Origin of the sequence: Thioalkalivibrio sp. ARh3, from assembly GCF_000377265.1 — a bacterium.
GTDB lineage: Bacteria > Pseudomonadota > Gammaproteobacteria > Ectothiorhodospirales > Ectothiorhodospiraceae > Thioalkalivibrio > Thioalkalivibrio thiocyanoxidans.
In genome coordinates this window covers 394,074-415,326 of the sequence record NZ_KB897947.1, presented here as the reverse complement: position 1 = coordinate 415,326, position 21,253 = coordinate 394,074, and the positions used below count along the sequence as shown (strand labels likewise).

19 protein-coding genes are annotated in these 21,253 nt (G+C 65.8%); 9 read left to right on the top strand and 10 right to left on the bottom strand.

All coding sequences use genetic code 11. The features are described from left to right. Window positions 1–15 precede the first annotated feature (15 nt). The 8 genes from C995_RS0101925 to rpmH all read right to left on the bottom strand — a co-directional run bounded on the left by C995_RS0101925 (window position 16) and on the right by rpmH (window position 7,216). The gene (locus tag C995_RS0101925) at window positions 16–771 is read right to left on the bottom strand and encodes a ParA family protein (protein ID WP_018863324.1); all 756 of its coding nucleotides are present in this window, start codon (window positions 769–771) and stop codon (window positions 16–18) included. Then, window positions 768–1,397, bottom strand: coding sequence for a 16S rRNA (guanine(527)-N(7))-methyltransferase RsmG (rsmG, locus tag C995_RS0101920; protein WP_018863323.1), 630 nt, complete (start codon window positions 1,395–1,397; stop codon window positions 768–770). The genes C995_RS0101925 and rsmG overlap by 4 nt, the downstream gene beginning before the upstream one ends. Further along, window positions 1,387–3,261 carry a tRNA uridine-5-carboxymethylaminomethyl(34) synthesis enzyme MnmG gene (gene mnmG, locus C995_RS0101915; RefSeq protein WP_018863322.1) on the bottom strand — a complete coding sequence of 625 codons (1,875 nt, stop codon included), beginning with the start codon at window positions 3,259–3,261 and terminating at the stop codon, window positions 1,387–1,389. Before mnmG ends, rsmG begins: the two co-directional genes overlap by 11 nt. Before the next feature lie 151 nt (window positions 3,262–3,412). Further along, complete coding sequence (gene mnmE / locus C995_RS0101910; RefSeq protein WP_018863321.1) at window positions 3,413–4,726, bottom strand: tRNA uridine-5-carboxymethylaminomethyl(34) synthesis GTPase MnmE; 1,314 nt, start codon at window positions 4,724–4,726, stop codon at window positions 3,413–3,415. A 7-nt stretch (window positions 4,727–4,733) separates the two neighbouring features. Then, complete coding sequence (gene yidC, locus C995_RS0101905; RefSeq protein ID WP_038070480.1) at window positions 4,734–6,440, bottom strand: membrane protein insertase YidC; 1,707 nt, start codon at window positions 6,438–6,440, stop codon at window positions 4,734–4,736. A gap of 8 nt (window positions 6,441–6,448) precedes the next feature. Continuing rightward, on the bottom strand, window positions 6,449–6,706 hold the full coding sequence (gene yidD, locus C995_RS0101900) for a membrane protein insertion efficiency factor YidD (RefSeq protein WP_018863319.1): 258 nt from the start codon (window positions 6,704–6,706) through the stop codon (window positions 6,449–6,451). Beyond that, window positions 6,703–7,053, bottom strand: coding sequence for a ribonuclease P protein component (rnpA, locus tag C995_RS0101895; protein WP_018863318.1), 351 nt, complete (start codon window positions 7,051–7,053; stop codon window positions 6,703–6,705). Before rnpA ends, yidD begins: the two co-directional genes overlap by 4 nt. 22 nt (window positions 7,054–7,075) lie before the next feature. Next, a complete protein-coding gene (rpmH, locus tag C995_RS0101890; RefSeq protein ID WP_012983964.1) occupies window positions 7,076–7,216 on the bottom strand; it encodes a 50S ribosomal protein L34 in 141 nt (46 codons plus the stop codon). Window positions 7,217–7,278: 62 nt separating this feature from the next. On the opposite strand from rpmH, the gene dnaA reads away from it, so the two are divergent. From dnaA to ubiD, 8 genes are all read left to right on the top strand, one after another. Beyond that, on the top strand, window positions 7,279–8,733 hold the full coding sequence (gene dnaA, locus C995_RS0101885) for a chromosomal replication initiator protein DnaA (protein ID WP_369771643.1): 1,455 nt from the start codon (window positions 7,279–7,281) through the stop codon (window positions 8,731–8,733). A 252-nt stretch (window positions 8,734–8,985) separates the two neighbouring features. Next, a complete protein-coding gene (dnaN, locus tag C995_RS0101880; protein WP_026278884.1) occupies window positions 8,986–10,089 on the top strand; it encodes a DNA polymerase III subunit beta in 1,104 nt (367 codons plus the stop codon). A 23-nt stretch (window positions 10,090–10,112) separates the two neighbouring features. Then, window positions 10,113–11,186, top strand: coding sequence for a DNA replication/repair protein RecF (locus tag C995_RS0101875; protein ID WP_018863315.1), 1,074 nt, complete (start codon window positions 10,113–10,115; stop codon window positions 11,184–11,186). Window positions 11,187–11,251: 65 nt separating this feature from the next. Then, window positions 11,252–13,684, top strand: a complete 2,433-nt coding sequence (gene gyrB / locus C995_RS0101870; RefSeq protein WP_018863314.1) for a DNA topoisomerase (ATP-hydrolyzing) subunit B — start codon at window positions 11,252–11,254, stop codon at window positions 13,682–13,684. Between the two features lie 6 nt (window positions 13,685–13,690). Next, window positions 13,691–14,221 carry a hypothetical protein gene (locus C995_RS0101865; RefSeq protein WP_018863313.1) on the top strand — a complete coding sequence of 177 codons (531 nt, stop codon included), beginning with the start codon at window positions 13,691–13,693 and terminating at the stop codon, window positions 14,219–14,221. A 110-nt stretch (window positions 14,222–14,331) separates the two neighbouring features. Continuing rightward, window positions 14,332–16,380 (top strand): M3 family metallopeptidase, encoded by a 2,049-nt coding sequence (locus C995_RS0101860; RefSeq protein WP_018863312.1) that lies wholly within the window; start codon window positions 14,332–14,334, stop codon window positions 16,378–16,380. After that, the gene (gene xth / locus C995_RS0101855; protein ID WP_018863311.1) at window positions 16,377–17,144 is read left to right on the top strand and encodes an exodeoxyribonuclease III; all 768 of its coding nucleotides are present in this window, start codon (window positions 16,377–16,379) and stop codon (window positions 17,142–17,144) included. The genes C995_RS0101860 and xth overlap by 4 nt, the downstream gene beginning before the upstream one ends. A 33-nt stretch (window positions 17,145–17,177) precedes the next feature. After that, window positions 17,178–18,641 (top strand): 4-hydroxy-3-polyprenylbenzoate decarboxylase, encoded by a 1,464-nt coding sequence (ubiD, locus tag C995_RS0101850; protein ID WP_018863310.1) that lies wholly within the window; start codon window positions 17,178–17,180, stop codon window positions 18,639–18,641. A 29-nt stretch (window positions 18,642–18,670) separates the two neighbouring features. Here the strand turns inward: ubiD and C995_RS0101845 are convergent, their stop codons facing one another. Then, on the bottom strand, window positions 18,671–19,249 hold the full coding sequence (locus C995_RS0101845) for a hypothetical protein (RefSeq protein WP_018863309.1): 579 nt from the start codon (window positions 19,247–19,249) through the stop codon (window positions 18,671–18,673). A 156-nt stretch (window positions 19,250–19,405) separates the two neighbouring features. On the opposite strand from C995_RS0101845, the gene C995_RS0101840 reads away from it, so the two are divergent. Further along, complete coding sequence (locus tag C995_RS0101840; protein WP_018863308.1) at window positions 19,406–20,443, top strand: CDP-6-deoxy-delta-3,4-glucoseen reductase; 1,038 nt, start codon at window positions 19,406–19,408, stop codon at window positions 20,441–20,443. On the opposite strand, the gene C995_RS0101835 is transcribed toward C995_RS0101840, so the two are convergent. Next, entirely contained in the window at window positions 20,436–21,251 is an 816-nt protein-coding gene (locus tag C995_RS0101835) for a uroporphyrinogen-III synthase (RefSeq protein WP_018863307.1), read from the bottom strand. The genes C995_RS0101840 and C995_RS0101835 overlap by 8 nt on opposite strands. Window positions 21,252–21,253 lie beyond the last annotated feature (2 nt).

The window sequence follows — 21,253 nt, the reverse complement described above, 5'->3', positions numbered from 1 at the left end:
CTCGTGTATGCGGGATCAGCGGCGCAGCATCTCGCCAGCCAGCGCGAGGTAGGCCACCGCCCCGCGCGAGGAGGCATCATACAACAAGGCCGGCTGACCAAAGCTGGGGGCCTCGGCCAGACGGATGTTGCGCGGGATCACAGTCCGGAACACGCGTTCGCCGAAGTGGCCGGTGAGCTGGTCGGAGACGTCACCGGACAGGCGGTTGCGCGGGTCGAACATGGTGCGCAACAACCCGGCGATGCGCAGCTGCGGGTTCGGGCCCTTCTGGATACTCTCGATCGTGCGCATCAGCGCGGTCAGGCCTTCGAGCGCGTAGTACTCGCACTGCATCGGGATCACCACCCCGTCGGCGGCCACCAGGCCGTTGACCGTCAACAGGTTCAGCGAGGGCGGACAGTCGATCAGGATATGGTCGTAGTCGGCGGCCACCGGGGCCAGTGCCTCGCGCATGCGGTACTCGCGCCGCTCCTGGTCCATCAGGCGAACCTCGGCCACGGTCAGGTCCCCGTTGGCCGGCACCAGATCGAAGCCTCCCTCGACGCGATGGGCGGCCTCGGGAACCGTCGCCTGGCCCAGCAGCACCTCGCAGGAGGTCGGGTCGTCGGCATGCTTGTCCACACCGGAACCGGTGGTGGCATTGCCCTGCGGGTCGAGGTCCACGACCAGCACGCGCTTGCCCAGCCGCGCAAGCGAGGCGGCGAGGTTCACGCAGGTCGTGGTCTTGCCCACCCCGCCCTTCTGATTGGTGATGGCCAGCGTATCGGTCACGTCTCGGCTCTCTCGATAATGGCGATGTGCCGCTCGGCGGTCTCGCCGGGAATGGTAACCGGGTCCACACTCCGGTACGACCACGGGGCGGGCAGCGGCGCGTCCGCCACCGAGCGCTGTCCGAGCATGGCCAGCACGCGACCGCCCGGGGCCACCTGCGGTGCGACGCGCGCGACCATGTCCGCCGGGGCCTTGAACGCCCGCGCCAGCACCGTGGTGTAGGGCTCTGTGGATCGGAAGTCCTCGATCCGCCTGTGCACGGCCTCGACCCGGGTCAGGCCAGCCAGCCCGATCACGTTGCGCAGGAAGCGGATGCGCTTGGCCGCGCTGTCCAGCAGGCAGAAATCGCGCTCGCGCTCGCAGGCGGCCAGCACGAAGCCCGGCAGGCCGGCGCCCGTCCCGACATCCAGGATGCGGTCCCCGTGAAGATACGGGCGCAGGGTCAGGCTGTCGAGGATGTGGCGGGGGATCCACTGTGCCGGTTCGCGCACCGCGGTCAGGTTGTGCACCCGGTTCCAGCGCCCGAGCTGCTCCAGATAGACCGCCAGGGCCTCGATAGCGGTTGCGTCCAGCGCCCACTCGTCGGCCACGGCGGAAAGCGCCGCGCGCCAGTCGTTACTCGCCACTGGCGCGCTGTTTCAGGTGTACGGCCAGGGCGGACAGCGCAGCCGGGGTCACGCCCGGGATGCGCTGGGCCTGACCCAGCGTATGCGGACGGAATTCGGCGAGCTTCTGGCGGATCTCGTTGGACAGGCCGTGCACACGCGCGTAGTCGAGGTTGTCCGGCAGTGCCGTCTGGTCGGCCTTCGCCTGGCGTGCGACCTCGGCCTGCTGGCGCTCGATGTACCCGGCGTATTTGGCCTGGATCTCGACCTGCTCGCGCACGTCCGGCGTGCAGGCCGCATCCAGTTCGGGGAGCGCACCCATCAGCCCGTCATAGTCGGCCTCCGGCCGGCGCAGCAGGTCGAGCAGCATGGCATCCGGCTCCGGGGCCTTGCCGAGGAGCTCGGCCAGCGCCGGGCGGAGGCGCTGATCCCGATCCGGTCGCGTCTGTGCAAGCCGGCTCATTTCCGACTCGATCGCGGCGGCGCGGCACTCGAACTGTGCCCAGCGGGCATCGTCGACCAGGCCGTACTCGCGGCCGATCGGGGTCAGGCGCAGATCCGCGTTGTCCTCGCGCAGCAGCAGCCGGTATTCGGCGCGCGAGGTGAACATCCGATAGGGCTCCTGCGTGCCGCGGGTGACCAGGTCGTCGATCAGCACGCCGATGTAGGCCTCGGAACGCTGCGGGATCCAGGGTTCAGCGTCCTCCACAAGGCGGGCGGCATTGAGTCCTGCGACCAGGCCCTGGGCGGCGGCCTCTTCGTATCCGGTGGTGCCGTTGATCTGCCCGGCGAAGAACAGATTGGCCACCTCGCGCGTGGCCAGCGACGGGCGCAGGCCGCGCGGGTCGAAGTAGTCGTACTCGATCGCGTAGCCCGGACGGGTTATGCGGGCGTGTTCGAAGCCCTCGATGCTCTGCACCAGCGGCACCTGGATCGCATAGGGCAGGGAGGTGGAGATCCCGTTCGGGTAGAGCTCGTGGGTGGTCAGCCCTTCCGGCTCGACGAAGACCTGGTGGCTGGCCTTGTCGGCAAAGCGCACGACCTTGTCCTCGATCGAGGGGCAGTAACGCGGTCCGGTGCTGTCGATCTGGCCGGAATACATCGGCGCCTGATCGAGGTTGGCCCGGATCAGGTCATGGGTCTTTTCGCTGGTGCGCGCGATATGACAGGGGCGTTGGGCCGGGTGATCGTCCATCGAGCCGGTGAACGAGAAGACCGGGCGCGGGTCGTCGCCCGGCTGCACCTCGAGGCGCGCGAAGTCGACGCTGCGCCCGTCGATGCGCGGCGGGGTGCCGGTCTTCAGACGCCCGACCGCAAAGGCCATCTCGCGCAGGCGCGCGGCCAGGCGCACGCTCGGCGGATCGCCCGCGCGGCCGCCCGGCTGCTGGGTCAGCCCGGTATGCATCTGACCATTCAGGAAGGTCCCCACCGTCAGCACGACGGCACGGGTCTGGAACGCAATCCCCGCCTCGGTGACTACACCGGTCACGCGGTCACCCTCCATGGTGATGTCGGCCACCGGCTGCTGAAAGATCTCGAGATTCGGCTCGGCCTCCACGAGCTGGCGAATGGCCTGGCGATAGAGCTGCCGGTCGGACTGGGCGCGGGTCGCGCGCACTGCCGGGCCCTTGCGCCGATTGAGGATGCGGAAGTGGATGCCGGCGGCATCCGCCGCCCGCGCCATCACGCCCCCCAGGGCATCGATCTCCTTCACAAGGTGGCCCTTGCCGATGCCGCCGATCGCCGGATTGCAGCTCATCTGGCCAATGGTCTCGATGTTGTGGGTCAGCAGCAGCGTGCGCGCACCCGCGCGCGCCGCGGCCAGTGCGGCCTCGGTGCCGGCGTGTCCGCCGCCAATCACGATGACATCGAATTCTTCTGCCATGACCTCTATAAGCCCGACCCATGGTCGGCCCGAAAACGTAAAATCAGCAGTTTAGCAGGAGTGGCGGCGGCATCGAAGCGGCCGCAACGGGATCGCGGAATGCTGGGGTAACAAGGCGAGCGTATACATGGATCAGGGTTTCCCTACGCCATCACTTGCCGATGCAGAAGCCGGCGAAGATCTCGCCGAGCAGGGCCTCGTGGTCCTGGCGACCCAGCAGGGCATCCAGCGCGGCCTCGGCCAGGCGCAGCTCCTCGGCGATCAGGTCGGGCGCAGCACTGGCCTCGATACGTCCCAGATGCAGCGCCGCCAGGCGCAGGCCATCTAGGTGGCGTGCCCGCACACTGAAGCGCTGCTGTCCGCCCTCGCCGGCACCCAGCCGCTCGACGATCGCCTGCTTCAGTTCATCAATGCCCGCGCCCGTGCGCGCCGAGATGACGATCCCCTCTGCAGGTCGGGAATCCCCAACGCAGTCCTGCTTGTTCCAGACCGTGAGCCGCGGGATCTCGGGTGGGGCCTCCAGATCGGGGACGGCCTCCGGCCGGGTCAGATCCCGCAGCTCCAGGATCAGGTCGGCCCCGGTCGCCGCCTCGCGGGCGCGCTGCATGCCGATCCGCTCTACCGGATCGTCGCTGGCATGCAAGCCGGCGGTATCGATCAGCTCGACCGGGATGCCGTGAATGGCGATGGGTGAGCGCAGGACGTCGCGGGTGGTCCCGGGGCGATCGGTGACGATCGCCACCTCGCTCTCGGCCAGGCGATTCATCAGGCTGGACTTGCCGACATTCGGGGCACCCACCAGGGCCAGACGCAGGCCCTGGGCGAAGTAGCGGGCCGGGCGCAAACGCTCGAGGAGCGCAAGGATAGTCGTGTGCAGGTTCTCCGCCCGCCGGGCGATATCCGGGGCGGCCTCGGATTCGAGGTCGGTCTCGCCGAAGTCGATCTCGGCCTCGATGATCACGCGCATGTCGCGGATGGCCCGGGAGACCGGCTCCAGCTCCGCGGCCAGCGCGCCATCGAGGCTGGAGCGGGCCAGGCGCGCGGCCTGGGCCGTCTGGGCATGGATCAGGTCCGCGACGGCCTCCGCCTGCGCGAGGTCGAGGCGGCCATTGAGAAAGGCCTGTTCGGTGAATTCGCCCGGCCGTGCGCGGCGCGCACCAAGGCCGACCGCTGCCGCGACCATCCCCTCCAGCAGCACCGGGCTGCCGTGGCCCTGCAGCTCGATCACGTCCTCGCCGGTGTAGGAATGGGGGGCGGGGAAATAGAGGATCAGGCCATCGTCGATCGCCTCGCCGCTGGCCGGATCGAGGAGGCGGCCGTAGTGGGCATGGCGCGGTCGCAGGCGGTCGCGCCCGGTCAGGCGCCGCGCGATCGCCAGTGCCTCGGGGCCCGACAGGCGGACCACGCCGATGCCGCCGACCCCCGGCGGGGTGGCGACCGCGACGATGGTATCCGCCACGGTCACGGCCCGGTCAGCTCTTCTGCTTGTCCGGGTCCTCGCCGCCCTCGATCTTGCGCGTGATGTACCACTGCTGGGCGATGGAGAACAGGTTGTTGGTGAACCAGTACAGCACCAGGCCCGCCGGGAAGAAGGCGAAGAAGATCGTGAACACGAATGGCAGTGCCATGAAGATCTTCTGCTGCACCGGGTCCATCGGCGGCGGGTTCAGCTTGTACTGCACGAACATGGACACGCCCATCAGGATCGGCAGGATGAAGTACGGATCACGCGAGGACAGATCCTGAATCCACAGCCACCACGGCGCCTGGCGCAGTTCCACACTCTCCAGCAGCACCCAGTACAGGGCAATGAACACCGGGATCTGGACCAGGATCGGAAGACAGCCACCCAGCGGGTTGATCTTCTCCTTCTTGTACAGGTCCATCAGCGCCTGGTTCATGCGCTGCTTGTCGTCCTTGTAACGCTCCTTCAGTGCCTGCAGCTTGGGCGCGACCTTGCGCATGCGCGCCATCGAGCGGTAGCTGGTCGCGGACAGCTTGAAGAACGCGATCTTGATCAGGATGGTCAGCAGCACGATCGACCAGCCCCAGTTGCCGACCACGCTGTGGATCAGGTCCAGCAGCCAGAACAGCGGCTTGGCCAGGAAGGTGAACATCCCGTAGTCGACGGTCAGTTCCAGCCCCTGGGCAATCTCGGAGAGTTCGTCCTGCAGCTTCGGCCCGACCCACAGGCGCGTCTGCAGCTGCCCGCTTTCGCCCGGGCGCACCGTCAGGGGCTCGGCCGAGTGCAGGCCGATCAGGTATTCCTCGCCGACCTCGCCGGGCACGGCGCGCGCGTACAGGGCGTTCACCTCGTCACCGCCCGGGACCCAGGCCGAGACGAAATAGTGCTGGATCATGGCGACCCAGCCGCCATGCAGACGCTGCTGGATCGGGTCATCGGCGAGCGACTCGAAACGTTCGCGCTGGTAGCTGCCGTCGTAGTAGGCGGCCCCGGTAAAGGTATACAGCCACCAGGCCTCCCGGTCGGGTGTCGGGCCGTGGCGCAGCTGTCGATACTGGCGACCGGTCCAGGAGGAATCGCCCTGGTTGCGAATTTCGTAGTCCACCTCGATCAGGTGGGTTCCTCGGGTAAAGGTGTAGGTCTTGATGACCTCGATCTCGCCATCGTCCGAAGTCCAGCGCATCGGGACCTGGAGCGTGTCATCGTCCTCCGCCATCTCGAAGTGATCGCCGTCGACTTCGAAATTGGCGTGGTGCGAGGGCGCTCGGCCCTCCAACGCCCGGTCGTTGACGCGGTCGTGGGTCAGGCCACTCTGGGCGACGTAACCACGCACGCGATGGTCGAACAGGCGCACGGGCACCAGCGGGTCGTCCTGCAGGTCCCGTGGGTACTGGAGGAGATCGGCGCGCAGGATAGTACCGCCACGGGTGTCAATCAGTAGTTCGTGCTTGTCGGTACGGACCGTGAACTGGCGGCGATCCGGTTCCTGGATCGGGCTGATCTCGGGCTCGTCCTCGGCCGCGGCGCGGGGATCATCCTCGTCCTCGAACTGCGGCGCATCGGGCACGTCCTCGGGGCGCGCCTCGGGATCCTCGACTTCCTGCTCGGCGGTCTCGGGCTCCGCGGGGGTGCCGTAATCCTGGTTCCAGGCCTGCCACATCAGGAACAGGACAAAGGCCAGGCTGAGCCACAAGAGGGGACGCAAGTTATCCATGAGCGCGACTATTTCCGGGAGCGATGCGAATGGGCGGACAGGCGAGGTTCCGGGACGGGGTCATAACCGCCGGGCGACCACGGGTGGCAGCGCAGAATCCGCCGCAGGCCAAGCCAGAAGCCGCGCGCGACGCCGTGTTTCTCCACCGCCTCGACCGTGTAGGCCGAGCACGTCGGGTAATGCCGGCAGTGCGGCGCCATGAACGGTGAGATGCCGTATTGATAGGCGCGCACCGGCAGCAGGGCAATCTTGCGTACGAGCGTCATTGCAGGCGATCCAGCAGCGTTTCCATCTCCGAGCGCAGGGCCCGACTGTCACAGGCGCCGGCCCCTGGCCGGGCCAGGATGATCAGGTCCACCGGCGGCAGCACGGCGCGGCGTTGGCGAAAGGCCTCGCGCGCAATGCGCTTGATCCGATTGCGGTCCGTCGCCTTCCGGACATGGCGCTTGCCAATGGCCAACCCCAGCCGGGGCCCGTCGGCAACCTCGCGCGCGCGATACAGCAGCGTCAAGTAACGACCACGTACGGGCCGCGCATCGGCAAAGACGTGCTGGTAATCAGCACCGACCAGCAGGCGCGCCTGGCGCGGGAAGCCCTGCGCCCGGGCAGTCATGATGGCCGGCGGGTCAGCGCGTTCAGTTGGTCGGGCAGAGACGCTTGCGGCCCTTGGCGCGACGGGCGTTCAGGACCTTGCGGCCGCCACGGGTGGCCATGCGGGCACGAAAGCCATGGGTACGGGCACGGACAAGCCGACTCGGTTGGAAGGTGCGCTTCATGACGGATCTCGGACTATAGGATAAAGGGCGGAGAAAACTACCTCCAACGGTGCGTGAAGTCAATGAGGGGGCAGGAATCGGCTAGCGCCGGGGGGCGCCATCGGCGTAGACTCGGGGCCCCCGAACCTCGTGATCCCGGAGAGCCGCGTGTGACTGCCAATTCCCTGTGGACAGCCTGTCTGGATCGCCTGCAGGGTCGCGTAAGTGAGCAACAGCTGAACACCTGGCTGCGGCCCCTGCACGCCGAAGAGGAGGAAGGGGCCTTGCGCTTGCTGGCACCGAACCAGTTCGTCTTCGAGCATGTACGCGATCACCTGTTGCGGTCCATCGAGGAGGCCGTGAGCGAAGTACGTCCCGGGTCCGACGAGGTCGATGGGCAGCGCGTGCGGCTGGGTATCGGCGGTGCCGAGTGGCCAGCCGGGCAGCCGGAGGGCGTCGAGCCCGTCAGGGCTCCGTCAGGGACGAAACAACCGCGGGCAACCCTCCCGAAGGGTCCGGTAAGCAACCTCAACCCCGCGTTCACTTTCGAAACCTTTGTGGAAGGCAAATCGAACCAGCTGGCACGGGCCGCAAGCCTGCAGGTCGCCGAGAATCCCGGCGTCGCCTATAACCCTTTGTTTATATACGGCGGCGTGGGCCTCGGGAAGACCCACCTGATGCATGCAATCGGAAACCGCATCCTGGCCCGTCAACCGGAGGGGCGGATCATCTATCTGCACTCCGAACGCTTTGTGGCTGACATGATCAAGGCGTTGCAGCACAACGCGATCGACGATTTCAAGCAGTACTATCGAAGCGCGGATGCCTTGCTGATCGACGACATCCAGTTCTTTGCCAACAAGGAACGCTCGCAAGAAGAATTCTTCCATACCTTCAATGCATTACTGGAAGGTCAGCAGCAGATCATTCTGACTTCGGACCGCTACCCGAAAGAGGTCGAGGGGCTGGAGGAACGCCTCAAGTCGCGATTCGGCTGGGGACTGACCATCGCTATCGAGCCCCCGGAACTGGAGACACGCGTAGCCATCCTGCAGCGCAAGGCAGAGCAGGCCGGTATCGAGCTGCCGACGGAAGTCGCCTTTTTCATGGGCAAACGCATACGGTCGAACATCCGCGAGCTGGAAGGGTCGCTGCGACGGGTCATTGCCAATGCGCACTTCACCGGGAAACCCATCACCCTCGACTTTGCGAAGGAAGCGTTGCGCGATCTCCTGGCGGTGCAAAGCAAGCTGATCACGCTGGAGAACATCCAGAAGACAGTCGCGGACTACTATCGCATCAAGGTGGCCGATCTGCTCTCCACCCGCCGCAGCCGCTCGGTCGCAAGGCCGCGCCAGATGGCCATGGCGCTTGCCAAGGAGCTTACGCAGCACAGCTTGCCGGAGATCGGTCAAGCGTTCGGTGGTCGCGATCATACGACGGTGATCCATGCCTGCCGCAAGATCGCGGAGTTGCGCGAAGCCGATGCCAGCCTGGACGAGGATTACGCCAATCTGCTGCGTACCCTGAGCAGCTGAACCCTCGGAAAGGCGAATACCGGCCCGGGAACAAGCTGTGGATAAGATGGGAGTAAATCGTGCGTATCCAGCAGAAAAAGTCCGGACCCGATTTCATCCACAGGATAGACACAGGCCTTGCAGAGGATTCAGGACCGCTGAGAGCCTTAAAAAATCATTAAAGTCAAACAGATAACGGTTTTCCTCACAGGGAGCCGCGGGCCTTATTATTATCAGTTTTAAATTACTTAAACCCAATTACAGGACACCGCCATGGAACTCTCTTTCCAGCGCGAAGCGATGACTGATGCCCTGCAACGGATTGTTGGGGCGGCCGAGAAGCGCTTGACGATGCCGATACTTGGTAACGTCCGCTTACGCCCGGACGAACGTGGCGGAATCCGGATGGATACGACGGACCTGGAGCTGGCCTGGCAGGGCGGGGCTGCCGGAACAATCCCGGGCGAATGCGATGTGACGGTATCGGTGCGCAAGTTGCTGGATGTGGTAAAGGCGGCACCGGAAGAAAGCGAAATTCGGGCGACGATCGATGGCGAGCGGATGTCGGTCGGGTTCGCCGGTTCCCGCTTCAGTCTCGCGACTCTTCCGGGTGCGGATTTCCCGGACTGGGAGAGCAAGAGTGCAGAGTGGACCCTGGATATCCCGCAGAATCGGCTGCGGCGGTTGTTGGAGGCAACGATGTTCTCAATGGCGCAGCAGGATGTGCGCTACTACTTGCAAGGATTGTTGCTCGTGGGCAGTGGGCCAAGTCTGCGGGCCGTGGCGACCGATGGGCATCGCCTGGCGCTGGCAGAGGCTGAACTCGATCAGGCGGTCGACGGGCGTGTGGAGAAGATCGTGCCGCGCAAGACGATCGCAGAGCTGCGGCGCAATCTCTCCGACGATGATGTGCCGGTGCGAGTGGGCTTCAGCGATGACCAGGTGCTGTTCGATCTGGGAGAAGCGGTGCTACGCAGCAAGGTCATCGAAGGCCGTTTCCCGGATTACGAGCGCGTCATCCCGACGGATTTGCCGGCGACGCTTACGGTGGAGCGGGAACGCCTCAAGCAGGCACTCGGGCGAGTGGCGATTGTGGCGTCGGACAAGTATCGCGGCGTCCGGATGACGCTCGGGGATCAAGGGTGTCAGGTAATGACGCACAATGCGGATCGTGAAGAGGCGCAGGAATCTGTCGAGGCGGAATACCAGGGGCCGGCGATGGAGATCGGGTTCAATCTTGGTTACCTGGTCGATGTACTCAATGCGATCGAGACGGATCAGGTTCGGATCGGTCTGCGCGATGGGAATTCTTCGATCCTGGTCCAGGCTGAGCCACCGGGCGGCGCGCGCTACGTCGTGATGCCGATGCGACTTTAGTCGCGGTGGGGTGATCGCTCGTCGTGCTGGAAGCCCTGTGGTGGCATGGTGTGCGCAATCTCGTGGAGCAGGCCTTCGAGCCGGGTAGCGGCATCAACCGTCTCGTCGGCCCGAATGGTGCGGGCAAGACCTCGGTGCTGGAGGCCTGCCATGTGCTCGCGGCGGGTCGATCGTTTCGGACGCCGCAGCTTCGCAGGGTGGTGACATCTGGGAAGAAATCTTTGTGGGTTGGCGGTCAGGTGCGGGACCGCCAGGGCGGGGTGCATCGCCTGGGGGTCAACTGGGAGGGTGCGCGCCGCTCGCGCCTGGATGGTCGCTGGATGGAGGGGCACGCCAGTGTGGCCGAATGGCTTCCTGTACGGGTACTGCATGCGGGCTCGTTCGAGCTCCTGACCGGTTCGCCGGAAGAGCGGCGTCGGCTTCTGGACTGGGGCTGCTTTCACTCCGAGGCGTCGTATCGGCGGCAGTGGCAGCAATGGCGTCGGGCACACGAGCAACGGAATGCGGCGCTGCGCACCGGCGATCATCGGGCGGTGCGCGAGTTCGAGCGACCGCTGATCGAGGCCGGGGAAAAGATTACCTCGGCTCGTGAGGGCTACATCGAAAGCTGGCAAGCGAGTACCGCGAGGGCGGCCGCTGCATTTGGCTTCTCCGAACGTCTGGACGGTTTTCGGCTGCGGCTTCGGGTGGGCTGGGATCGGGACCGATCGCTTGCGGAGGCGATTGATCGGAGTCGGGCGTCGGATATGGAGCGCGGGTTCGGGCAGGTCGGTCCGCAGCGTGCGGACATCGAGCTGCGTTTCGAGGGTCGGCCGGCGGCCGAGGCGTCGAGGGGTGAGCAAAAGCGCCTGATTGTGGCGCTGACCGGTGGGCAGGCGGGGATGCTCGAGGCGCAGAGGGGCCGGGCTCCAGTCGTGCTCCTGGATGATGTTGTCTCGGAACTGGATGTCGACGCAGTGGAAGGTCTGATGACTGGCCTGTCGAGTTATGGATGGCAGGTGCTGGTGACCGCGGTGGACCCGGTGATCCCGGGGCTGGACCGTGCCGACTCGACCCAGTTGTTTCACGTGGAACATGGTGTCGTGTCTCCGGCCTGAGGTCCGCCCGGCCCCTGTCTTTGGGTTATACTGCAGTGTCTGCCACCGGCCGGATACCGCACTCCATGTCCGAAACTGAACCGCTCGATCCCGAAACCTACGATTCTTCCCAGATCCGTGTCCTCAAGGGCCTGGATGCCGTGCGCAAGCGTCCCGGTATGTACATCGGCGATACCGATGACGGGACGGGGCTCCACCATATGGTGTTCGAAGTCGTCGACAACTCGATCGACGAGGCCCTCGCCGGCCACTGCGACACCATCGAGGTGACGATCCACGAAGACAACGCCGTGTCGGTCTCGGATAACGGTCGTGGCATCCCGGTGGATATCCACGAAGAAGAAGGCAAGTCCGCGGCGGAGGTGATCCTCACGGTACTGCACGCCGGGGGCAAGTTCGACAACAACTCCTACAAGGTTTCCGGGGGGCTGCACGGTGTGGGTGTCTCGGTGGTCAATGCCCTGTCGGAAGAGCTGCGCCTGGAGATCCACCGCGCCGGCGAGCGCCACGAGCAGACCTACCACCTCGGCGTCCCGGAAACCGCGCTGGCGGTCGCCGGTCCGACCGACCGGACCGGGACCCGGATCTGGTTCCGCCCGAGCGCGGAGATCTTCAGCGGTATCGAATTCCATTACGAGATCCTGGCCAAGCGCCTGCGTGAACTCTCGTTCCTGAATTCCGGTGTAAGGATTACGCTGCGCGACCAGCGCGACAACCGCGAGGAGACCTTTCTGTTCGAGGGCGGTATCCGCGCATTTGTCGAACACCTGAACCAGAAGAAAACGGCTCTCCACCCGACCGTTGTCTATGCGAACCAGACCCGCGAAGATGACTATGTCGTGGAGGTGGCCCTGCAGTGGAATGACTCCTACCAGGAGAACATCTTCTGCTACACCAACAATATCCCGCAGCGCGATGGCGGCACTCACATGGCCGGTTTTCGCGCGGCCCTTACGCGCACGATCAATCAGTACCTGGAGAACGAGGGTCTGATCAAGAAGGCCAAGGTCGCCACTGCCGGCGATGACATGCGCGAAGGCCTGACTGCGGTGCTGTCGGTTAAGGTGCCCGACCCGAAGTTCTCGTCGCAGACCAAGGACAAGCTCGTGTCCTCCGAGGTCAAGCCGATCGTCGATAGCGTTCTGTCAGATGCCGTACACAACTTCCTGCTGGAGAACCCCACCGAGGCCAAGGCGATCACCGATAAGGTGCTCGAGGCCGCGCGCGCCCGCGAGGCAGCCCGCAAGGCGCGGGAGGTCACACGCCGCAAGGGGGCGCTGGATGTCGCCGGTCTGCCCGGCAAGCTCGCGGATTGCCAGGAAAAGGACCCGGCCCATTCCGAGCTCTATCTGGTGGAGGGTGATTCTGCGGGCGGATCGGCAAAGCAGGGTCGCGACCGTCACTTCCAGGCGATCCTGCCGCTCAAGGGCAAGATCCTGAATGTCGAGCGGGCCCGGTTCGACCGCATGCTCGGCTCCGCCGAGGTCGGCACGCTCATTACGGCACTCGGTTGCGGGATTGGCAAGGACGAATACGATCCGGACAAGCTGCGCTACCACCGCATCATCATCATGACTGACGCGGACGTCGACGGCTCGCACATCCGCACCCTGTTGTTGACCTTCTTCTTCCGGCAGATGCCCGAGCTGATCGAGCGCGGCCACGTGTACATCGCCCAGCCCCCGCTGTACAAGATCAAGCGCGGCAAGCGCGAGCAGTATGTCCGGGACGAGGCCGAGATGGGTGAAATCGTGGTCTCGCTTGCTCTGGACGGCGCGGCGCTCTATCCGGGCCCCGAGGCCCCGCCGGTGACCGGCGAGGCCTTTGAAGAACTGGTCAAGGGTTATCAGAAGGCTGCGCGAGCCGTCGAGCGGCTGGGTCGCCTGTACGATTCGCGCATCCTTTGGGCGATGCTCGAGGCGGACGCCATTCCCGAACCGCGCAGTGTCACTAACCCTGACGTTCAAGCCTGGTTTGCCCGGATACTCGAAAGCATCTCCAGTGACCGGGCGGGTGCCACCCGCTACAGCCTCGGGCCCGTCACCGACGTCGACGGCCATGCCCAGCTGAGCCTCGATCGCATCGAGCATGGGGCGGCCCTCTCGCAATACATCACCGACGACACCCTGGCGTCCCGCGATTTCCAGACCATCCTGGATCTGTCGGCCCGGCTGAATGCCCTGCTGGATTCCGGTGCCTACATCAAGCGTGGCGAACGGGTTCACCGCATCCAGGGTTTCTCCGAGGCGATGGAGTGGCTGCTTCACGAGGGCCGCCGTGGCCTTGCCACCCAGCGCTACAAGGGCCTTGGCGAGATGAACCCGGAACAGCTGTGGGAGACCACCATGAATCCGGAAACGCGGCGGCTCCTCCAGGTTCGCGTCGAGGACGCGATCCGGGCCGACGAGATCTTCACCACCCTGATGGGCGACCAGGTCGAACCCCGTCGCGATTTCATCGAGACGCGGGCCCTCAGTGCGGAGAACGTCGACGTGTAGTGACTGATGGCGATCCTCGTCATCCTTGCGATTGTCGGGCTCGTCGCTCTGACACTGGCGATCGCCCGCTTGTATTCCCATCTGGCTGTGCAGGAACGGCGGGTGGTCGGGGCATGGGACCAGCTGGAGCGCCTCCTGGTGCAGCGAAACGGTCACCTGCAGCAGGTCTGTACCGAAGGCGGAGATCGTGGTCCCGCCGCCCTGCGAGACCTGCATCGATCCTTGCAGCGCCAGGAGACTGCCCGTCGCCAGGGGGATCTGACTACAGTCGCCGAGGCCGAACGCGAGATCAGGAGCCTCTGGGATTCAATATCGTCACAAGGTCTTGATTTAAAAGCCGAAAAAGAAGGGGAAGCGGGCCGCCGAGTGGCCGCTCTGGACCAGGCGATCCGGGACACCCTGGTCCGTTACAACAGCGCCCTGGACGCGTATCAGCGTACGCGGCGCGCCCCCTTCTACGCACCGCTTGCGTGGCTCGCGGGCATGGGCCGTTACCTCCCCCTGCAGCCCCCTTCATCCGACAAGACTTCGCGCTGAGTCGACCGGACGGTTTCTGTGCAGAATCGAGGCGCGCAACCCCCGGAACACCCTCCCGGGGTTGCGGTCCGAATGGCATAATTCCCTTCCTAGTCGAACCAGGAGTCTCCGTGCCCAATCCCCTGCTGCAAACGGATCGTCTGCCGGCGTTTCGATCGATCGCCCCCGAACACGTGATACCGGCGCTCGATACCGTCCTCCAGGAGAATCGCGACGGGATCGAACAGCTCGTTGCGCAGGCCGGCGAGGCCCCCACCTGGGAAGGCCTGGTCGCACCGCTCCAGCACCTGGATGCCCGACTCTCCCAGGTATGGGCGCCGGTTGGTCACCTGAATGCGGTGATGAACAGCCCTGAACTGCGTCAGGCCTACAATGCCTGCCTGCCCAAGCTGTCCGAGTTCGGCAGCTGGGTGTCGCAGCACCAGGGCCTGTATGCCGCCTTCCGCCGCCTCGCCGATGGCCCGGAGTACGCCCAGCTCTCGCCCGAACGGCGCAAGGTCATCGATGACGCCCTGCGTGATTTCCATCTGAGCGGCGTCGATCTCCCCGAGGATGCGCGTGCTCGCCTGCGCGAGATCGACTCCCGTCTGTCCGAGCTGACGGCCCGCTTCGAGGAGAACGTCCTCGATGCGACCCAGTCCTGGACCTGGCAGACCGACGACCCGGACGCACTCTCGGGCGTCCCGGCCGCCGAACAGGCGATGCTCGCCCAGAACGCCCGTGCCCACGAACAGACCGGCTACCTTGTCACCCTCGACTTTCCCAGCTATTTCGCCGTCATGAGCCACGCGGACGATCGCGACCTGCGTCGCCGGGTCTACGAGGCCTTCGCGACCCGTGCATCTGAACAGGGCCCCGATGCAGGCCGCTTCGATAACAGCGAAGTGATGGTCGAAATCCTCCAGCTGCGGGAGGAGAAGGCAGGTATCACCGGGTTCGGGCACTACGCCGAGCGTTCGCTGGCGACCAAGATGGCCGAGACCGCCGCCCAGGTCGACACTTTTCTGCAGGACCTCGCCCGGCGCGCGCGCCCCCGGGCCGAGCAGGATCTGCAGGAACTGCGTACCTTCGCGCGCGAGGAGCTGGGGCTCGATTCCCTCGAGGCCTGGGACATGGCCTATGCCGCCGAGAAGATGCGTGAACGACGCCTGGGCCTGAGCCAGACGATGCTGAAGCCTTATTTCCCCGCCACCCAGGTTGTCGAGGGTCTGTTCCGTCTGGTCGAGCGCCTGTTTGGCGTGCGTTTCGAGGCCGACCCGAGTGTCGAATGCTGGCACGACGACGTGCTCTACTACCGTGTTATTGATTCCAACGGTGTCGAACGTGCCGGCTTCTACTTCGATCTTTACGCTCGCAAGAACAAGCGCGGTGGCGCCTGGATGGATGTCTGCCGCCAGCGTTTTGTCTCCGCCGACGCCCAGCAGGTCCCGGTCGCGTTCATGACCTGCAACTCCACCCCGCCCGTGGATGGCAAGCCGGCTCTGTTTACGCACGACGAGGTCATCACCCTGTTCCATGAATTCGGCCACGGTCTCCACCACATGCTTACGCGCGTGAACGAGCCCGAGATTGCCGGGATCAATGGGGTCGAATGGGACGCGGTGGAGCTGCCAAGCCAGTTCATGGAGAACTGGTGCTGGGAGCGCGAGGCCCTGGATCTGTTCGCTCGTCACCACGAGACTGGCGAGCCCATGCCGGACGACCTCTACCAGCGCCTGGTCGATACCCGCCACTTCCATGCGGCGCTCCAGCTGCTGCGCCAGGTCGAGTTCTCCCTGTTCGACATGCGTCTGCACGCGGGTCCGGCACCGGACAGTGCACAGGCCATCCTCGATCTCCTGGAAGCGGTCCGCGACGAGGTCGCGGTGGTCCGGCCGCCGGCGTTCAACCGCTTCCCCCATGGCTTCGCTCATATCTTTGCTGGCGGCTACGCGGCGGGCTATTACAGCTACAAGTGGGCGGAAGTCCTCTCTGCCGATGCCTTTGCGCGCTTCGAGGAGGAGGGGCTGTTCTCGCCCGACGTCGGAGCGGCCTATCTGCGCGAGATCCTGGAAGTGGGGGCCTCGCGACCCGCGGCCGACTCGTTCCGGGCGTTTCGGGGACGTGACCCCGAAATCGATGCGCTATTGCGCCACAGCGGCCTGGAGGATGCCGCGTGAAGATCGCCAGCTGGAACGTCAACTCGCTGAAGGTCCGCCTGCCCCAGGTCCTCGACTGGCTGGGCCGCTCGCGCACCGACATCCTCGCACTGCAGGAGACCAAGCTGACCGACGAGAACTTCCCGGTCAGCGCCATCCAGGATGCCGGTTACGAGGTCGTTTACTCTGGCCAGAAGACCTATAACGGCGTGGCCATCCTCTCGCGCAGCCAGGCGACCGACGTGGTCACCGACCCGCCCGGGTTAGAGGATGCCCAGCGCCGCATCCTGGCGGCCACGGTCGGCGATACCCGCGTCGTCAATCTCTATGTGGTGAACGGCGAAAACGTAGGCACCGAAAAGTACGCCTACAAACTCGACTGGCTGGCGCGCATGCGCGCCTGGCTGGCCGCCGAGATCGAGGCGCACCCGAATCTGGTGGTCCTGGGTGATTTCAATATCGCCCCGGAGGACCGTGACGTACACGATCCCGAGGCCTGGCACGAGCGCATCCTCTGCTCGACCCCGGAACGCGAGGCCCTGGCGGCCATCACGGAGCTGGGCCTCGCGGACACCTTCCGTGCGTTCGATCAGCCGGAGGGGGAATTCTCCTGGTTCGACTATCGCGCCGCCTCGTTCCGGCGCAACCGTGGCCTGCGCATCGACCTGGTGCTGGCCAGCCCGGCCTTGCAGAAACGCCTGACCGCTGCGGGGATCGACCGCGAGCCCCGCGGCTGGGAACGGCCCTCCGACCACGCCCCCGTCTGGGCCGAATTCAGCGACTAGGCCCGGCCACCGGCCGTGCCCTGGGAGATACCCGTGAAATACAGGGACCTGCGTGATTTCATCGATGGGCTCGAGGCCCGCGGCGAGCTCAAGCGCATCACCACCGAGATCGACCCGAACCTGGAGATGACCGAGATCGCCGATCGTGTGCTGCGCGCCGGCGGCCCTGCGTTGCTGTTCGAGAACCCCAGGGGTTCCGAGATCCCGGTGCTGGCCAACCTGTTCGGCACACCGGAGCGGGTCGCCATGGGCATGGGCGAGGACTCGGTAGAGGCCCTGCGCGAGGTTGGCCGGCTACTGGCCTTTCTCAAGCAGCCGGACCCGCCCAAGGGGCTGCGAGCGGCCTGGGAACAGCTGCCCGTGTTCCGCAAGGTGCTCGACATGGCGCCGAAGAAGACCCGCGGCGCTGCCTGCCAGCGCCACGTGATCGAAGGTGACGACGTGGATCTGTCGACCCTCCCGGTTCAGACCTGCTGGCCCGGGGATGCCGGGCCGCTGATCACCTGGGGGCTGGTCGTGACCCGTGGTCCGGAGAAGTCGCGGCAGAACCTCGGCATCTACCGTCAGCAGGTGATTGGTCGCAATCGCGTGATCATGCGCTGGCTGTCGCACCGCGGGGGCGCGCTGGACTATCGGGAGTGGTGCCAGGCCCGCCCGGGCGAGCCCTTTCCCATTGCGGTGGCCCTGGGCGCCGATCCCGCGACCATCCTCGGCGCGGTCACTCCGGTGCCGGATACGCTGTCGGAGTATGCCTTTGCCGGTCTGCTGCGCGGCAGCCGCACCGAGGTCACCCGCTGCATCGGTTCCGATCTCGAGGTGCCGGCATCGGCCGAGTTCGTGCTGGAGGGCCATATCCACCCCGGCGAAACCGCGCCGGAGGGACCGTTCGGCGATCACACCGGTTACTACAACGAGGTGGACGAATTTCCGGTGTTCACCATCGACCGTATCACCCACCGCGACCAGCCGATCTACCATTCCACCTACACCGGGCGCCCGCCCGACGAACCGGCGGTCCTGGGGGTTGCCCTGAACGAGGTCTTCATCCCGATCCTGCAGAAGCAGTTTCCGGAGATCGTGGACTTCTACCTGCCACCGGAGGGCTGCTCCTATCGAATGGCGGTGGTCTCCATGCGCAAGCAGTACCCCGGCCACGCGAAGCGCGTGATGATGGGCGTGTGGTCGTTTCTGCGCCAGTTCATGTACACAAAATTCGTGATCGTCGTCGATGATGACGTGAACACGCGCGACTGGAACGATGTGATCTGGGCGATTACAACGCGCATGGACCCCGCGCGCGATACGACGCTGGTGGAGAACACGCCGATCGACTATCTGGATTTCGCCTCGCCAGTATCGGGGCTGGGCTCCAAGATGGGTATGGACGCGACCTCCAAGTGGCCGGGCGAGACCGAGCGCGAGTGGGGCCGACCGATCACGATGGATCCGGCCGTACGCGAGCGGGTGGATGCCCTCTGGGACGAGCTGGGGCTGTAGCGGTCGCTACAGCCCCGCCCGACAGACTCCTAGTTGCCCAGGTGTGCGCCGTCCTCGGGTAGCCGCACCCAGGCCGCGATGTCGGAGCCCATGGCCCGTACCGTGCGCCCCATTACCGAGCAGCTGCCCTTGAAACCGCCGAACGCGCCGCCACCGGAGACCCGGCGCGAGGTGAATTCGGCCACTGCCTCGCCGTTCTCGTACAGCGTGCCCTCGGCCTCCGCCAGGGACCGGTGTCCGGACCAGGCATTGCCGTCATTGCGGGCCTGGGTGATCTCCACCATCAGCACCTTTCCGGCATCATCGGGGCCTACGTCTGCATCGGTCTCGACCCGCACATCGTGGCGCGCCCCGAACTCCTGGACGAAGCCGGGGAAGCGTTCCTCCAGCTCGCATTCGCGGCGAATGGCCTCGGCCACCGTCGCATCCTCGCTGTAGGCGAAGCGCTCCGGCACCGTAACGATCACCTCCGGATCGGTCACCTCGGCGGTGGCCTCGGCCCCTGCATCGGCCCGCGAGTCCGCTTCACGGGTTTCGTTGGCCGCACAGCCGCCAAGCAGCATCAGCCCGCCAGCGGCCAGTGCGGCCACCCATTTTTCTCCCTGCATTCCTTTCTCCCTGCCTGTGTCTGGCGCCCCGAGTCTGCCCCATCCCGCCTGTGGATTGCACCCCCGGCATCGCCACATGCCGCTTCCGGGGTTGCTTGCGTTCGCCCGGGCCGTGGCGACAATGAGCCCCTTTGTTTGAGGTGCGAGGAACAGCGCATGGCCTTTGACGTGATCATCCAGCCCAGCGGGCAGCAGCTCGAGGTCGAGGACGACGAGACGGTACTCGAGGCCGCGCTGCGGCAGGGGTTTGCATTCCCCTACGGCTGCCGCAACGGCGCCTGCGGATCCTGCAAGGGTCGCGTGCTCGCGGGCGAAGTGGACCACGGGCCGACCAAGCCGCCGGGCATTACCGAGGCGGAACTGGCCGATGGCTGGGCACTGTTCTGCCAGGCGGTCCCGGTGGATGATCTGGAGATCGAGGTCCGCGAGATCGGCGCGGCCAAGGACATCGTCGTGAAGACGCTGCCCTGTCGCGTCGCGCAACTGAACCGCCTGGCCGATGACGTGATGGAGCTGCGCCTGCAGCTCCCCGCTACCGAGCGCATGCAGTTCCTCGCCGGACAGTACCTGGATGTCCTGCTCAAGGGCGGCGGGCGTCGCAGCTACTCGCTGGCCAATGCCCCGCATGACGACGAACAGCTGGTCCTGCATGTGCGCCATCTGGAGGGTGGGCGCTTCTCGAAGATGGTGTTCCAGGAGATGCAGCCGAAGGCGCTGCTGCGTATCGAGGGGCCGCTCGGCACGTTCTTTGTCGACGAGGAATCAGAGCGACCGCGCCTGTTCGTCGGCGGCGGCACGGGCTTCGGCCCGCTCAAGGGGATGCTGGACCATCTGGCGGTCGAGGGCTTCGACCGCCCGCACCACCTGTTCTGGGGCGCGCGCAGTGCAGAGGGGATTTACGCCCCCGAATGGCTCGGCCGCATGAGCGCCGAGCATGGCGAACACTTCCGGTTTACGCCGGTGCTGTCCGATGTCCCGGCGGATACGGCGGCCGGGTTCGCGGCTGTCGCGGGCTGGCCGCACGATGCGGTACTGGCCGAATACCCGGACCTGTCCGGCTTCGATGTCTACATGGCCGGCCCGCCGGCGATGATCGAGGCGGCGACCAATGCCTTCCTCGCCGCGGGGCTACCGACGGAGCAGCTCTACTACGACAGCTTCGAGCCGGCCGCGCCCCACGAGGTCGCTAACTAGTCGCGAGTTGCGCGGCCAGGCGCTGCACCGCCAGCTGCATTGCGGCGTCGGTCGGATCCTCGGCGACCTCCACGGTGGCCTTGAACCCCAGCTCCTGCGCGATCTCGCCGATGCGTTCGGAACCTACCACCAGCGGTGTCTTGCGCAGCCACATGCGCCCGAGCTTGCCGACCATCTCGTAGAGATTGCGCAGGCCCTCTCCACTGGTGATGGTGATGATGTCGATCTGGTCGCGTGAGAATGCATACATCAGCGCGCCGGTATCGCCCTCCGGGCGACCGCGGCGATAGGCCTCGGCAAAGGTGACCTCCGCGCCACGTGATTTCAGCGTATCGCCGAGGTATTCGCGCCCGCCGTCGCCGCGAAAGATCACCACACGCTGGCCGGCCACGTCCTGCATGGCCGGCTGTTCCAGCAGCGCCTCGCTGTCGAAGCGCCGCGGCGGGGCGATATCCACATTCAGGCCGAAGCCCTTCAGCTCCTTCGCGGTCCGGTTGCCGATGGCCGCGATCCGTGTCCCCTCGGGCCAGGCGCGATCGGCCAGCGCCAGGTTCAGCACCCGCTGCACCGCGTTCGGGCTGATAAAGACCGCGATGTCGAAGGAGTCCAGCTGATCCAGCACCGCGCGCAGATTGGTCGGGTCGCTGGGCGCCAGGATCTCCAGCACCGGAAAGCGAATCACCTCGGCGCCATCGCCGGCCAGCAGGGTGCAGAACTCCTCGGCCTGCGCCGCCGGCCGCGTGACCAGGATCCCGCAGCCGTTCAGGGGGCCGTCGGCGGTGGGCTTCATGATATCCAGATCGGCCATCT